General features: G+C 39.3%; 16 protein-coding genes. All 16 read right to left on the bottom strand.

Annotated features, from left to right (window positions below):
• Window positions 1-24: 24 nt before the first annotated feature.
• On the bottom strand, window positions 25-1,206 hold the full coding sequence (locus IGJ39_RS04765) for a nucleotidyltransferase (protein ID WP_066025700.1): 1,182 nt from the start codon (window positions 1,204-1,206) through the stop codon (window positions 25-27).
• A 77-nt stretch (window positions 1,207-1,283) separates the two neighbouring features.
• Window positions 1,284-2,045 carry a class I SAM-dependent DNA methyltransferase gene (locus IGJ39_RS04760; protein WP_066025699.1) on the bottom strand — a complete coding sequence of 254 codons (762 nt, stop codon included), beginning with the start codon at window positions 2,043-2,045 and terminating at the stop codon, window positions 1,284-1,286.
• Between the two features lies 1 nt (window position 2,046).
• The gene (gene rsfS / locus IGJ39_RS04755) at window positions 2,047-2,400 is read right to left on the bottom strand and encodes a ribosome silencing factor (protein ID WP_034688417.1); all 354 of its coding nucleotides are present in this window, start codon (window positions 2,398-2,400) and stop codon (window positions 2,047-2,049) included.
• A gap of 24 nt (window positions 2,401-2,424) precedes the next feature.
• Window positions 2,425-3,009 (bottom strand): bis(5'-nucleosyl)-tetraphosphatase (symmetrical) YqeK, encoded by a 585-nt coding sequence (gene yqeK, locus IGJ39_RS04750; RefSeq protein WP_023519420.1) that lies wholly within the window; start codon window positions 3,007-3,009, stop codon window positions 2,425-2,427.
• A complete protein-coding gene (locus tag IGJ39_RS04745; protein ID WP_019724119.1) occupies window positions 2,999-3,646 on the bottom strand; it encodes a nicotinate-nucleotide adenylyltransferase in 648 nt (215 codons plus the stop codon). The genes yqeK and IGJ39_RS04745 overlap by 11 nt, the downstream gene beginning before the upstream one ends.
• Window positions 3,647-3,658: 12 nt before the next feature.
• Entirely contained in the window at window positions 3,659-3,970 is a 312-nt protein-coding gene (gene yhbY / locus IGJ39_RS04740) for a ribosome assembly RNA-binding protein YhbY (RefSeq protein WP_019724120.1), read from the bottom strand.
• Between the two features lie 15 nt (window positions 3,971-3,985).
• Window positions 3,986-5,095 (bottom strand): ribosome biogenesis GTPase YqeH, encoded by a 1,110-nt coding sequence (yqeH, locus tag IGJ39_RS04735; RefSeq protein WP_019724121.1) that lies wholly within the window; start codon window positions 5,093-5,095, stop codon window positions 3,986-3,988.
• On the bottom strand, window positions 5,092-5,619 hold the full coding sequence (locus tag IGJ39_RS04730; protein ID WP_010735865.1) for a YqeG family HAD IIIA-type phosphatase: 528 nt from the start codon (window positions 5,617-5,619) through the stop codon (window positions 5,092-5,094). The genes yqeH and IGJ39_RS04730 overlap by 4 nt, the downstream gene beginning before the upstream one ends.
• Before the next feature lie 314 nt (window positions 5,620-5,933).
• Window positions 5,934-6,668 (bottom strand): amino acid ABC transporter ATP-binding protein, encoded by a 735-nt coding sequence (locus IGJ39_RS04725; protein ID WP_019724122.1) that lies wholly within the window; start codon window positions 6,666-6,668, stop codon window positions 5,934-5,936.
• A 13-nt stretch (window positions 6,669-6,681) separates the two neighbouring features.
• Window positions 6,682-7,371, bottom strand: a complete 690-nt coding sequence (locus IGJ39_RS04720; RefSeq protein WP_019724123.1) for an amino acid ABC transporter permease — start codon at window positions 7,369-7,371, stop codon at window positions 6,682-6,684.
• An 11-nt stretch (window positions 7,372-7,382) separates the two neighbouring features.
• On the bottom strand, window positions 7,383-8,201 hold the full coding sequence (locus IGJ39_RS04715) for a transporter substrate-binding domain-containing protein (protein ID WP_195339089.1): 819 nt from the start codon (window positions 8,199-8,201) through the stop codon (window positions 7,383-7,385).
• A gap of 328 nt (window positions 8,202-8,529) precedes the next feature.
• Window positions 8,530-9,387: a nucleotidyl transferase AbiEii/AbiGii toxin family protein gene (locus IGJ39_RS04710; protein WP_066025697.1), complete on the bottom strand. Its 858-nt coding sequence runs from the start codon at window positions 9,385-9,387 to the stop codon at window positions 8,530-8,532.
• A 12-nt stretch (window positions 9,388-9,399) separates the two neighbouring features.
• Complete coding sequence (locus tag IGJ39_RS04705; protein WP_195339090.1) at window positions 9,400-9,993, bottom strand: type IV toxin-antitoxin system AbiEi family antitoxin domain-containing protein; 594 nt, start codon at window positions 9,991-9,993, stop codon at window positions 9,400-9,402.
• Between the two features lie 1,001 nt (window positions 9,994-10,994).
• Complete coding sequence (locus IGJ39_RS04700) at window positions 10,995-11,780, bottom strand: acetyl-CoA carboxylase carboxyl transferase subunit alpha (RefSeq protein ID WP_195339091.1); 786 nt, start codon at window positions 11,778-11,780, stop codon at window positions 10,995-10,997.
• A complete protein-coding gene (gene accD / locus IGJ39_RS04695) occupies window positions 11,773-12,642 on the bottom strand; it encodes an acetyl-CoA carboxylase, carboxyltransferase subunit beta (protein WP_062805459.1) in 870 nt (289 codons plus the stop codon). The genes IGJ39_RS04700 and accD overlap by 8 nt, the downstream gene beginning before the upstream one ends.
• Window position 12,643: 1 nt before the next feature.
• Window positions 12,644-14,023 carry an acetyl-CoA carboxylase biotin carboxylase subunit gene (locus IGJ39_RS04690; RefSeq protein ID WP_066025694.1) on the bottom strand — a complete coding sequence of 460 codons (1,380 nt, stop codon included), beginning with the start codon at window positions 14,021-14,023 and terminating at the stop codon, window positions 12,644-12,646.
• Between the last annotated feature and the right edge of the window lie 6 nt (window positions 14,024-14,029).

The raw sequence follows: 14,029 nt of genomic DNA, 5'->3' as shown, positions 1-14,029 counted from the left end.
TTTCATTATACTTGTGAATCAGGTTTATGTGAAGCTTTTTTTCTCTTCCATTGTTTCGATAAAGACTGGTTTTCGCCCAAATACTTGTTCCGCTACCTCGCCACCTAAGCGATAGATTTGATCACTGCGAACGAGTAGTTTTGCCACTTGCGCTTCTTTTTTGCCGATTTTCGCAAAAAGGGCTAAGGCTTTTTTATTTTTGAGACATGCTCTACCTGCTGCTGTAAAGCCCAACACATGGATGTATTCTTGCATCTGTTGCTCTCTCATCTCTTCTTTTTGGATATTCAATAACACGTAGCACGACAGGCGTTGGATCCTCGTCCACGTATAGCGTTTTGTTTTGACTTGTTCGACAAACTCGTAAAATGTATTAGCTGTCTTGGCCGCTTCTAACATCCTGATCTCTAAACCTTCCGTCATCTGGTAGATTTTTTGCAACGAATCAACGGTGGAAGAAAGCAAACGGTATTTTAGCAAGGGCCAATAGGATGTCCAAGTTTGCAAACTTTCTGTCTTTAAAAATCTCTCTGTCTCTGAGGGAACTGTTGCAGAAATCGATCGATTTTCCGTTAATGCTTTACGAATCGCTGTGGCACTGGCTATTGTTTCTTTTGGTAACTCTTCATCATGATAACCAGCCCCTTTACGGTTGATCGGAACTAGTTCCATTGGATGTTCATAGGTAGCATTTTCTTTTGCATAGCTCAGCCCTAGAATATGATTAGGCGAGGAAAAATCAAGTGAGATTTCTGGGTAGACGTGCTTGAATACCTGTGTCATCTTTTGCGGATAACTCATTGTCTGATCGGGCAACTCTTGAAATGCTTTGGTGATTTGATCCTGATGGTGCAAAACAAATTGACCAAATGCTTGATAATCGAAGGTCGCTTCATCTTCTGTTCCAAAACATAAATAGTCACAGTTTAATTTTTGCAACAGTTGAACTGCTCCTTTAGCAAAATAATCAGCAGATTGTACTGCCCACTCAATTGGTAATTCAACTACGAGATCCACTCCGTTTTGCAAGGCTACTTCTGCACGTTGCCACTTATCTAAAATCGCCGGTTCACCTCGCTGCAAAAAATTGCCACTCATCACCGCAATCACTACGTCGGCACCGGTTCGTTCCCGTGCTTGCTGGACATGATAAAGATGACCATTGTGAAAGGGATTATATTCAACAATGATGCCACATACTTTCATTCGCTTTTCTCCTTTCGCCTAGTAAAAAAGAAGAGACTAAGCTTTTTGATCCAGCCGTCTCTCCTTTTTATTGTTTGCTACAGTTCGTCGATTTCGCCTTCTTCTTTCTGGGCGACAAAAAACCAACGTCTGGATTCTTCGTTAGGTGTTTCGTCTGTAAAATCAGCGAATACTTCTACTTTAGCAAATCCGCTATTCTCTAACATCCGCAAGTAGTTTTCTAGTGGATACGTACGTTCTTGATGTAATTCATCTTCACGTGTGAACGTACCGTCTTTTTCTTGTGATTCGACAAAGAATGTCAAATAATGTTCAATGCTATGTTTTTCTTTCCCCGTATAACTATCCCAAAGAAAGGCAAAATCGTCTCCTTGGTAATGATAACTATACTCCGGAAATACTTGATCGATTTGATAAACGGAATGGACATCAAACAAGAAACGGCCGTTTTCTTCCAATGCCTGATAGACTTCATCGAATACTTGTTGTACTTCTTGATCGTTTTGCATATAGCACAAAGAATCTGAGAAACAAGTGATGGCTTGATATTGCCCACTCTCTGATAGATCTAACATATTCCCTTCAACAAATTGTACCGTTGCTTCTTCTTCATAGGCACGTTGACTGGCGATCATCAGCATTTCTTCTGATAGATCCAAGCCAGTTACATTGTAGCCGTCTTTGGCAAAAGCCACAGCTAATGCGCCTGTACCACAAGCTAGTTCAAGGATGTTTTTAGTTGTTTCAGGCAAATGGCGTTTAGAAAATGCGAGCCATTGTTCATAAAGCCCGTCATCCATGACTTCATCGTAAATAAAGGCAAATGTTTCGTAGGCCATGTTAATCCAACCATTCAGTCAAATCGACAAGTGGCGCATCTGACCATAACTTCTCTAAATTATAAAACCCACGTTCTGGGGCATGGAATACATGGATGATCAAATCACCTAGATCGATCAGAATCCATTTGCCGCCTTCTTTTCCTTCTACGCGTTTTACTTCGTATTTGCTTTCTTCTTCTTTTTCAATGATTTCTTCCACGATGGCATTGATCTGACGTTCACTGTTTGCTGAACAGATCATAAAGTAGTCAGCTAATAGCGACACTTTACGGACGTCTAAAGCTAAAATATCTTCTGCACGTTTTGAATCTGCTGCTTGGACAGCGATTTTTAATTGTTCTTTACTATCGATGATGATTTCCTCCTAATGGGTCAGCTATTTTGCCACCCAATGATTATATGTTTCAATTGTTTTTGGATAAATTTTGCTTTCTTGCGCAATCAAATGTGCTAAGGTATGTTTGGTTTCGAATGCAACTGCTTCATCTAAATCGATCATGGCAATCTCACGGGCTTCTTTGACACCTGGAAAAGAACGTCCTGGTTCGATATAGTCAGCCACATAGATGACTTTATCGAGTAAGGACATTTCAGCAGCTCCTGTCGTATGGAGACGGATTGCTTGTAAGATCTCCTCATCAGTGATGCCTAATTCTCGTTCAACAAATGATGCACCGACTAATCCGTGCCAAATTGCATTTCCATAAGCTAATAACTCTGGATCAAGTTGCTCACGTTCGATGAATAAGATAAACTCATCGTCTGGTCGTTCTTTCGCATAATCATGTGTCAATGCGGCGATACTCGCTTTTTCTGGCGAGCAACCATACCTTTCAGCAAGTGCAACAGCTGTTTGTTCTACACCCAAGACATGTTTGAAGCGTTGTTCACTCATTCTCATTTGGACTTTTTGCATCAAGATTTCTCGAGTATAGGCCGTATAATCTGTACTATAATTCATGTTGATACAATCCTTCTTTCTGAATATAATCCAAGACTTTATCTGGGACCAAATAACGGACGGAACAACCTTGTTGAATTTTTTGACGAATCTTTGTCGAACTTAGATCAATCTCAGGGACATCGACCCAGATCACAGGATACGGGGTTTCCACTTGATACCCACGTCGATGGATACCGACAAAGTGGACCATTGTCAATAACTCGTCGATTTTGTACCACTTTGGTAAATATTCGACCATATCACCGCCGATGATAAAATAGTAGTCCGTATCAGGATTATTTTGAGTCAAAGCCTTCATCGTGTCATACGTATAGCTTTTGCCGCCTCGTTCGATTTCAATCGTTTCAATCGTTAGAAAAGGATTGTCTTCGATCGCAAGTTCCAGCATGTTTAAGCGATGTTCTGCCGGTATAGTTGGCTTTTCATCCACATGAGGTGGTTGATAGGAAGGCATTAAACAGACATGGTCTAGTCCTAAATTCTGTCCTGCTTGTTCTGCCATCACTAGATGGGCTAGATGCACAGGATTGAAAGTTCCGCCCAAGATCCCCACCTGTTTTCTTTTCTCATAAAGATGGGGCATTTCTTTTGGAAATACTTGAGGTCGAACAAAGGATTTCGCTTGCGATTTCATCTTCGTCACTCCTTAGATTGCATGTACTTCTTTAGATATCCGTTGGTATTTCTCTTTAGATGATGCTTTGTATAAAACAAGCACGCGTCCGATGATCTGAACCACTTCACATGCGATAGCTTGTTCTAATACTTGTGCCACATCTTCTGCGATCTCATCTGTATTTTGCAACAATGATACTTTGATCAATTCTCTTTTTTCAAGTGCTTCTTCGATTTGGACGATCATTGCTTCATTGATCCCACCTTTACCGATTTGGAAGATCGGTTGAAGATGGTGTGCCTGACTACGTAAAAATCGTTTTTGCTTTCCTCTTAAACTCATGTTTTTCCTTCTTTCTTAAATCAGTGCTTTTCTTCTTAACACATGTACCCCTTTTGGCGCCCAGCCTGCGATGACTGCTGGTTCCGTTACCGTGATCCAGCCTAGTCCTGCAAAGACGATATCTGTCTTTTCTTTTACAGAAAACTCAAAGCGAACAAGTTCAGGGAATTCACTGACTTCATTCGGACGTGGTGGTTGCAATAAGCCGCCTACATGTTTTTCATAAAAAGCATCGGCTTTTTCTAATTTTGTCCGATGTAAATTGACATCATTTGATACATAAGCAATAAATGAACCTCGTTTGCCACTGATAAAGTCGAATCGAGCTAATCCTCCAAGGAAAAGCGTTTGACCTTCATTCAGCTGATACACCTTAGGCTTGATTTCCTTCGTCGGTGCGATGATACGTAAGTCTTTTTTGCCTAAATAGTGCGCCATTTGATGGCGATGGATAATTCCTGGTGTATCGATCAAAAATTGGCCATCATCCAATGGGATCTCGATTTTGTCTAACGTTGTTCCTGGGAACTGCGAAGTCGTGATCACTTCTTGGACGCCTGCCGTATTTTTGATGATCTGATTGATCAATGTCGATTTCCCGACATTCGTCACACCAACGATATACACATCTCGACCCTCACGATATTTTTCGATTTTCTCTAGAAGTGTTGTCATTTCAGGTGCTTTTTTTGCGCTTGTCAACAACACCTCGACAGGTCTTAGCCCTGCTTCATGGGCACGCTCATTCATCCATTGGATCATTTTTGATTTTTTTAATGATTTAGGTAAAATATCGACTTTGTTCCCAACCAAAAGAACTGGATTGTTTCCGACAAAACGATGTAATCCAGGAATCAGTGAACCGTTGAAATCAAAAATATCCACCACATTGACGATCAATGCGTCTTTTTGACCTAATTCATTTAGTAATCGCAAGAAATCATCATCTGTCAGTGATACATCTTGGATCTCATTATAATGTCTCAAACGGAAACAACGTTGACAATAAACATCCCCTGTTGCTAACCCTTTTTCGAGTGCTGCTTTTGGTGTATAGCCTAATTCATCAGGATGTTCTGTTTGGATCATCACGCCACAACCGATACATTGTAATTCTTCGTTCATTCAATGCCACCTCGCCAATCCATATCTGGATGTTTCTTTACTAAATAACTCATGATCTTACGTTCCCAGAACCGATTGAATTTCGTCTTCCAACTATCAGTTTCAATGATTGGTTTAACTAAGACACTACGGATACCGGCACTATTCGCGCCACGAATATCGGTCATGATCTGATCACCAATCATGATGATCTCTTCATCTGCCAGATCCAACATTTTTTTTGCTTTATTGATTCCCACTGGCAAAGGCTTCAACGCTCTTGCAACATAAAGTAGCTCAAATTTTTTAACTGCACGAGCTACGCGTTCTGAGTTGTTGTTAGAAACAACGACTACTGGTATGCCCGCATTTCTCATTTCTAAAATCCAAGTGAACAATTCTTCCGTTCCATCTGGATTATTCCAAGCAATCAGTGTATTATCAAGGTCCGTCAAGACGGCTTTGATCCCTAGTTTTTTCAGTTGTGCAGGGGTAATTTTATAGACGGCTTCTACCATCCATGTAGGTTTATAATTTGAAAACATGTTGTCTCCTCATCTGCAAAAAATGAAGGAGCACGATATGTACTCCTCAACCCCATATTATACTGTAAAATCTAAAAAAAAACTACCTCTATACATTAAACCTTTTAATGGAGGTAATAACAGAAGGAACCAGCTCCAAAAAATAAGCAACCAGCTCATAAAATAGATTCTTCTATTTCTTGAGCTGGTTGCTTATTACTGAAAGAGTTGCTTTTGGAACATCATTCCTACAATTTTAGAAAAACCTAAAGAACTGAAATCACTATCCATAGGTAATGTTGGAAAAGAGCGCCATTTCTTATATCTTATTTTTACTACAATACTTTGGCCAAAAAATCGATAGTCCGAGGCTGGCTCGTCCGCTCCAGCACCTCACTAGGTGTCCCCTCTTCCACGATCTGTCCTTGATCCATAAAGATGATTCGATCACCCACTTCTTTCGCAAAGCCGATTTCATGAGTGACAATGACCATCGTCATCCCTTCTTGTGCCAATTGCAACATAACCGAAAGTACTTCACCCACCATTTCTGGATCAAGTGCCGAAGTAGGCTCATCGAACAACATGACGTCTGGTTGCATTGCCAACGCTCGGGCAATCGCTATCCGTTGCTGCTGTCCACCTGATAAAGAGTAAGGATAAGCGGTGGCTTTATCTGACAAGCCAACTTTTGCCAATAATTCCAAAGCGATCGCCTCGGCTGCTTTCTTAGGCATTTTTTTCACTTTGATTGGTGATAAGGTGATATTTTCTAATACTGTCATATTGGGAAATAGATTGAACTGTTGAAAAACCATCCCCATTTTTTCTCTTGTTTTAAAAATATCGTGTTGCTTATGTGTGATATCCGTTCCCTCAAACTCCACCGTACCGGCTGTAGGAGATTCGAGTAGATTCAAACAACGGAGAAACGTACTTTTCCCTGAACCTGAAGGACCAATGATCACCACAACCTCCCCGGCGGAAATAGTCGTAGTAATTCCTTTCAATACTTCTGTTTCTCCAAATGATTTACTTAGCTGTTTGATCGTTATTATTGATTTTTCCATACGACATTCTCTCCTAACGTTGATACCCTTTTCCGAGTTTTTTCTCCCAACTACTCAACAACCGCGATGTTACAAAGGTCATAACAAAGTATAACCCTGCGGCAATAAAATAAGGTTCCAATGGGATATAGGAGTTTGAGATAACGATCTGAGCAGATCCCATCAATTCATTGATACCGATCACTGTCAGTAAAGAAGAATCTTTGATCAACGTGACAAACTCATTTCCTAATGGTGGCAGGATATTTCTCAACGCTTGTGGGAAAATGACATAACGCATCGCCTGTATAGGACGTAAGCCTAGTGAATACGAAGCTTCTGTTTGTCCCATATCAACAGCCGCAATCCCTCCACGAATGATCTCAGCAACATACGCCCCAGAGTTCAGTGATAATACGATGATTCCTGGTATCAAACGCCCTAAGTCGATGGTTAAAATCCCCACGGACCAATCCACCGCTGGAAAGAAACGTTGCAATAAGATGAATCCGATCATGATCTGCAATAACATCGGTGTGCCTCTTAGTAATTCGATATAACTATTAGCTAACCAATTCAAAGGCTTGATCTTTGAGCGCTTCATCAATGCCATGGCTAGGCCAATCATTGTACCAAAGATGACTGTCAAGATCGAAATGACGATCGTAACGACCGCGCCGGATAAAAAATACGGTAAGTACTTATCTAAAAACGAAAAATTCACACTGCGTCCCTCTATTCTGTCGCTGTTTGTTCAGCTAGTTCATGATTTTTTTTGATGAATTCATCGATTTTTCCCTCATCACTTAATTTTTTGATGATTTTATTCAACTCTTCTTGTAATTCTGTACTCCCTTTTGGTAAGGCAACAGCAAAAGCTTCATCATCTGATTGTTCCAAAGGGATATCGGCAATCATCAAGTTGGGGTTCTGAGCAATATATGCTTCGGCAATCGTTTGTTCAACGACCATGCCATCCAGTGAACCTTGATTGATCTCGATCACCATATTTGGCACTTTATCGATCGTGACTACTTTAGCTTCTTTAATTTGTTCGTTGATCACTGCTTCTTGGATCGAGCCTTTTTGCGCTCCTAAGCTCTTACCTGCTAAGCTATCAATGCTTGTGAACGTGTTTTCATCTTTTTTATTGATCACGAGAACTTGTGGCGGATTGTAATAGTTGTCGGTGAAATCAAATTGTTCTTTTCGTTCTGCGGTCGCTGAAATCGCTGAGATCGCTACATCGACTTTTCCTTCTTTTAAAGAGGCTAACACCGTGTTGAAACTCATATCTGAGAGCTCCAATTTCACACCAAGCTCATCTGCGATGGCGTTTGCTAAATCAATATCCGATCCGACGATTTGATCTTTCCCATCGACGATCGTATGAAATTCAAACGGCGCATAATCAGCAGACGTCGCCACTTTCAATACACCACTTTCCTTGATTGCTGCTAATTGATCGTTTGATTCCGCTGCATCCCCATTCCCGCAAGCACCTAATGCGAATGTTGTAACTAAAAATAAAATAATTCCTGAAATCTTTTTCATTGTCTCGCCCCTTATTCATTTTGTTCTGTCATTATAGCATGAAAATTTCAAAAATAAACCTTTTTTGTATATTTATTTAATTTAATTCGTTTTTATGCTCTTAAAATGAATAATATAAACGAAAAAAGAATATTTATTTTAATGTTTCAAGGAAAGAAATGAAAAAAGCCGAGAACCAAGTCTCAGCTTTTTTTATTTGATTTTCAGTCTATTTTACTTTGTTTCTCAAGGCCAAACACCTCTGTACCAAGCTCATTGGTTCCGCTGATTTACGCTAAATCACACAATTAATATCGTTTGCCATCTTGATTTGTTCAATTCTTGTAAACTATTGTTTTCTTTCTTGATTTTCAATTTTGATTACATTTTGCATTAAATAAGCAACTCCGTTAACTGTATCTGCAAATGAAATAGAATTCGCAAAAGAATTTACCGAGCGATATTTGTCCCATAGTTTTTCCAAATAATCGCTCTCTTTGATCTTTTCCATTTCCCTTTCATAATAAAAAGATAACAGTTTATTGTCTCCACGTTTTGTAAAAGTATTTCGGACACTTTTATATAGCTCTTTCATATCAATATTTTCTAGTTTTGGGATGGCAAATAGGTCGTAGTAATCTTTCAATCTCGAATTATCTGTCCCAAAGCTAAATGTAGCACTCAGCTTTTCTGCAATAATCTGTTCTGTTGGATAAGCTGGAATCTCCACTTTTTTATCTTCAAACATCAATTGATGATAATGTATATCTACTTCAGGATAAATAGAATCTCCTGTTGTTACATCCAATTTAAATGGGACACGTATTTTTTCTAAATGAGCTATCAATTTAATTTGAAACCCAGGATAAAAATCAATTTCCCTTGTTTCTTTAATCTCTTGAATAGAGAAAACAATCCCCTCTTTCGTAGGTTTACTAGTTAGCTCATTAAAGATGTTCTTCAATTTTTCTTTAGTTAATTTGCTATTTCTAAATGTCGTATCAATATCAATTGTTGTTCTTCTATCGATTCCATATTTTGAACCCAATAGAAAGCCACCTTTTAAAATAAAGTCATTTTTATACTTCGATTCAGAGATTTGTTCAACTAAGCGATCCATCATAAAATGCCTTTGAACTAACTGTGCATTTAATCCTATACTTTTTGCAAGATTTCTTGTTTTTGCTGTAAATTGTGTAGGGGTCATATTTTCTCTCCATCAATACAAACTCTGCATATGATATTTCATTTCTTTTTCTACATGTAGTTTTGTCATATAATCTCTTAATTTACTTGGGTCTCTCATAGGATCTCTCATGTACTCTTTTAAAGCTTCTAATTTCATTTCGTATTCAATTTCATATCTCGGTTTCCAAATATCACAAAGGGTACGTTCCTTATCGTATATAGTAATAGGATTTCCTTGAAAGGAAGTTCCCTCTACTTTCCCTAGCTCGTATACTTCCTTCTTCACAAAATGAAATTGTAACTGTTGCTCTTTTGTAATTGAACGATCCACATTATAGCCATGTGGAAAAGTCAAATGAATGAAGTTCGGCATGTTTGTAGAAAGTTGATATATATCTAATGTCGTTTCATGAGAAAATATTCCTCTGGAAAATCGTTGCTGAAGACAAAATAAATCATCGATTCCATGACCAGTCTCTACATAATACCCACGATCAACTTTCATCAACATTCCTTGATTCACCAATCTTTGTACAGTAGTTGCTGAAATTCCTAATTTTCTAGCTTCCTTCATAGATAAATTTCCATCGCGAATACGCAACAACTCTTTCAACTTAGCTTGCATCTAATCCCCTCACTTACGTTACAAATACACTACATTAAACTTATCATAATAGTGTAATTGTAACAAGGCATTCTTTATGCGGAAAAGAAATGGGAGATTACTGTGTGTAATGAATGTTTCACGAATGTCTGGACAATATAACTTCCTGAAAGCTATACCAAGACGATAAGATACGTTAACATGTTTATGCACACACCAAGAACGCCTTACGCTGTAACTATTTAAAGGGTCTGCTTGAATAGTTAAGTGCCAATATCCAAGCACTAAAAAGAAATGCCTATGGTTTCAACAGCTTTTAAAATTTCAAATCAAGAATCCTGATTTGGTACAGAAAAATATTTTTAATCAATTAAAAGAACAGGGAAAAGATGGTGCCCCCTTCTTTCTGTTCAAATTATTCTGAAATTCCTCTTCTTCAAAAATCATTTTGCAAGAAGAGGAATTTTTTTAGTCTACTCCTTTACTCAACTATTCCTCATCCCCTGACACAAAACTATATTCAATCTTATGTATGTCAGCTAAGCGATTCCCCGTTTCATCTATCCAAGATAATTCTTTTCGATAATCCTTCCCGACTAATGTTGTCGTTTTCTTCTCCTGATTGACTTCGACTGTGACATGTTTGATTTCTTTAACAAACGTTTGAAAAAGTTCAGTCGTTTTTAAGTCTTGTTCTGCGGTTGTAAAATCAGATGTTAAAAATCATTCATTTTTTTATTTGCAATTATTTCATCAACAATAAAAAGTCCATCTAAATTAGAACACATTATCTAACCACCCATACAACTACTTGTTTTATCATTTAACTCGTAAAATAAGTATAAAAACAAGTTATTATCAAAAAAATATATGTTTTTCCTAATTTATTTCTTTTTTTAACTAGTAAATCATGCATATAATCACGTTAAATATACAAATCATAAACCAATTACTATACCTTCATATGATAAATCAGAAAAAACTGTAGAGTAAACTCTCTACAGTTAAATCAAAAAATCTTCTTAATATTTACGAAAACGTTGGTAGCGTTGTTCGATCAATTCTTCGGTTGGTTTCTGACAGAGTTCGGTCAGTTTTTCGATCAATGCTTTTTGCATCATACGCGCAACTTTTTCTTTGCCTAAAGGCTCTCCATTGAATGTTTCGGGGATCACTCGATCAATGACGTCTAACTCTAATAATTCACCAGCAGCGACTTTCATCAATTCAGCGGCTTCGGCTGCTCGGCTGCCGTCTTTCCAAAGAATCGAAGCAAAGCCTTCTGGTGATAAAACAGCATAGATCGTTTGTTCTAACATCCAGACTTCATCGGCTAATGCTAAGGCTAGTGCCCCACCACTACCGCCTTCACCAATAATAATACTGATGATCGGTACCTTCAAATCCGACATTTCTAATAGATTACGGGCAATCGCTTCCCCTTCGCCACGTTCTTCTGCACCGATTCCACAATAGGCACCCGCAGTGTTGATCAACGTAATGACCGGACGGTTGAATTTTTCTGCTTGTTTCATTAAACGCAGTGCTTTACGATAACCTTCCGGATGAGGAGAGCCAAAATTCCGACGAATATTTTCTTGCAAGTCACGGCCTTTTTGGATGCCAATGACGGTCACTGGTTTTCCGGCTAATTTTGCTACGCCTCCGACAATCGCTTCATCATCACCAAAGAAGCGATCACCATGAAATTCTTGGAACCCTTCAAAAATCGTGTCAAAAAAATCAAGACTTGTCCAACGATCTTTTGCCCGCGCCAATTGGACGATATCATGAGCAGTTTTATTCATGGTTGATCCATCCTTTCTGCGTATGCAATTCTAATAATTGATGGATCGTGTCCTTGAGTTCTTTTCTTGGAACGATTTGATCCACAAAGCCATGTTCCAGTAAAAATTCTGCTTTTTGGAAATCTTCTGGTAGTTCTTGTTTGATCGTTTGTTCGATCACTCGGCGGCCAGCAAAGCCGATCAAACTTTGCGGTTCAGCTAAGATGATATCCCCTTCCATCGCAAAGCTGGCGGTAACGCCACCTGTCGTTGGATCTGTCAGCACAGTCAAATAAAATAGCTGTTTGTTGCTATGACGTTTGACGGCTGCTGATATCTTGGCCATTTGCATGAGAGAAAAAATCCCTTCTTGCATCCGAGCTCCTCCTGAAGCAGTGAACAATACGACGGGTAATTTTTTACTCGCCGCACGTTCAAACAAGCGTGTGATCTTTTCCCCTACGATCGTGCCCATACTTCCCATGATAAAATTAGGGTCCATGACACCGATAGCAAAAGGAATGCCTTTAATAGTCGCTTGACCAGTTAGAACTGCTTCATGTAAGCCAGTCTTTTCTTGCATCTTGCCGATCTTTTCTTGATAATCAGGAAAATCAAGGGGATCTTTTGTAACTAGATCCGTATCCCATTCCTCTAAACTTTTCTCATCAATGATCAACGCTAATCGCTGCCATGCGCCGATCCTAAAGTTATAACTACAGTGTGGACATACTTTTTCTTCCCCGATATCTTTTGTGTAGATGATATGTTTACAATTTGGGCATTTCGCCCACATATTGTCAGGGACCGATGGTGCATTCGTTGGCTTGATTTCTCGATTAGGATTGATTCGAATGTATTTTTTCTTTTTGAATAAAGCCATCTTATTCGTCTCCTATCTCCGTCTCGGGAATCCAATTTGGTAAAAACTCTTCTTGTAAGAATGCGGTACTGTAATCACCAGCAATCACGGCAGGGTGACTGATCAGATCCATTTGGAATTCAGCATTCGTGATCACGCCATCTGTCACGATCTCGCTCAATGCCCGTTGCATTTTCATCAACGCATCGAAACGTGTATCGCCATGTACGATGACCTTAGCAATCATTGAATCATAATAAGGCGGAATCGTGTAACCTGAATAAACCGCACTGTCGACCCTTAATCCCATACCACCAGCTGGCAGCAACAAATTCTTGATTTTACCTGGCGAAGGAGCGAAATGAAATGCTGGATTTTCTGCATTGATCCGGCATTCAATCGCATGACCTTGGAAAATGATCTCTTCTTGTTGGATCTCTAATGGTCGTCCAGCCGCAACCTCGATTTGTTTTTTAACTAAATCGATATTTGTGACCATTTCAGTTACTGGATGCTCGACTTGGATGCGGGTGTTCATTTCCATAAAATAAAAATCACCGGATTCATCCATTAAAAATTCGATTGTTCCTGCATTTTCATAATTCACTGCCTTTGCTGCTCTGACAGCTGCTGCACCTAAGTGATTTCGTTTTTCCTCAGAGATCACAACAGATGGTGATTCTTCTAAGACTTTTTGATTATTCCGTTGTAAGGAACAATCACGTTCACCTAGATGCAGAACATGACCAAATTGATCACCTAATATTTGTACTTCAATATGTCTTGCGGGATAAATGATTTTTTCCAAATACATATCATCGTTACCAAAAGCAGCTGCTGCCTCTTGTTGGGCGGATGAAAAATGTTGTGGTAATTCTTCTTTTGACAAGACTTTGCGGATTCCTTTACCGCCACCACCAGCGGCGGCTTTGAGCATCACTGGATAGCCAATTTTTTCTGCCACTTCCAGTGCTTCTTCAACAGTCGATAGCACACCATCACTACCTGGGATCACAGGAACATCTGCTTGTTGCATCAACTGACGTGCGTTGATTTTATTCCCCATATCATCGATCGTTTTGCTTTTAGGTCCAATAAAGACGATATTACATTCTTCACACATCGAAGCAAATCGACTGTTCTCAGATAAGAATCCAAATCCAGGATGGATTGCTTCTGCTTTTGTAACGATGGCTGCACTTAGAACTGCTTGTACATTCAAATAGGAATCTGTTGCTCTTGCAGGACCGATGCAGACGGCTTCGTCTGCTAATTGTGTGTGTAATGCCTCCGCATCCGCTTCAGAATAGACCGCAACGGTTTGGATTCCAAGCTCACGGCAGGCACGAATGATCCGTACGGCTATTTCGCCGCGATTTGCTATCAAGACTTTTGAAAACATAACTCA

The organism is Enterococcus sp. AZ140, assembly GCF_051714405.1.
Lineage (GTDB): Bacteria > Bacillota > Bacilli > Lactobacillales > Enterococcaceae > Enterococcus_B > Enterococcus_B pernyi.
The sequence above is the reverse complement of the archived record's forward strand: the minus strand, read 5'-3'. Positions and strand labels throughout refer to the sequence as shown.

Coding starts and splice junctions, on each gene's coding strand:
- IGJ39_RS04745 (WP_019724119.1), bottom strand. CDS start 3,646: ATGAAATCGCAAGCGAAATCCTTTGTTCGACCTCAAGTATTTCCAAAA.
- IGJ39_RS04700 (WP_195339091.1), bottom strand. CDS start 11,780: ATGAATAAAACTGCTCATGATATCGTCCAATTGGCGCGGGCAAAAGAT.
- yqeK (WP_023519420.1), bottom strand. CDS start 3,009: ATGAATTATAGTACAGATTATACGGCCTATACTCGAGAAATCTTGATG.
- IGJ39_RS04715 (WP_195339089.1), bottom strand. CDS start 8,201: ATGAAAAAGATTTCAGGAATTATTTTATTTTTAGTTACAACATTCGCA.
- IGJ39_RS04765 (WP_066025700.1), bottom strand. CDS start 1,206: ATGAAAGTATGTGGCATCATTGTTGAATATAATCCCTTTCACAATGGT.
- IGJ39_RS04690 (WP_066025694.1), bottom strand. CDS start 14,023: ATGTTTTCAAAAGTCTTGATAGCAAATCGCGGCGAAATAGCCGTACGG.
- yhbY (WP_019724120.1), bottom strand. CDS start 3,970: ATGAGTTTAAGAGGAAAGCAAAAACGATTTTTACGTAGTCAGGCACAC.
- IGJ39_RS04705 (WP_195339090.1), bottom strand. CDS start 9,993: ATGCAAGCTAAGTTGAAAGAGTTGTTGCGTATTCGCGATGGAAATTTA.
- yqeH (WP_019724121.1), bottom strand. CDS start 5,095: ATGAACGAAGAATTACAATGTATCGGTTGTGGCGTGATGATCCAAACA.
- accD (WP_062805459.1), bottom strand. CDS start 12,642: ATGGCTTTATTCAAAAAGAAAAAATACATTCGAATCAATCCTAATCGA.
- IGJ39_RS04725 (WP_019724122.1), bottom strand. CDS start 6,668: ATGGAAAAATCAATAATAACGATCAAACAGCTAAGTAAATCATTTGGA.
- IGJ39_RS04760 (WP_066025699.1), bottom strand. CDS start 2,045: ATGGCCTACGAAACATTTGCCTTTATTTACGATGAAGTCATGGATGAC.
- IGJ39_RS04710 (WP_066025697.1), bottom strand. CDS start 9,387: ATGACCCCTACACAATTTACAGCAAAAACAAGAAATCTTGCAAAAAGT.
- IGJ39_RS04730 (WP_010735865.1), bottom strand. CDS start 5,619: ATGTTTTCAAATTATAAACCTACATGGATGGTAGAAGCCGTCTATAAA.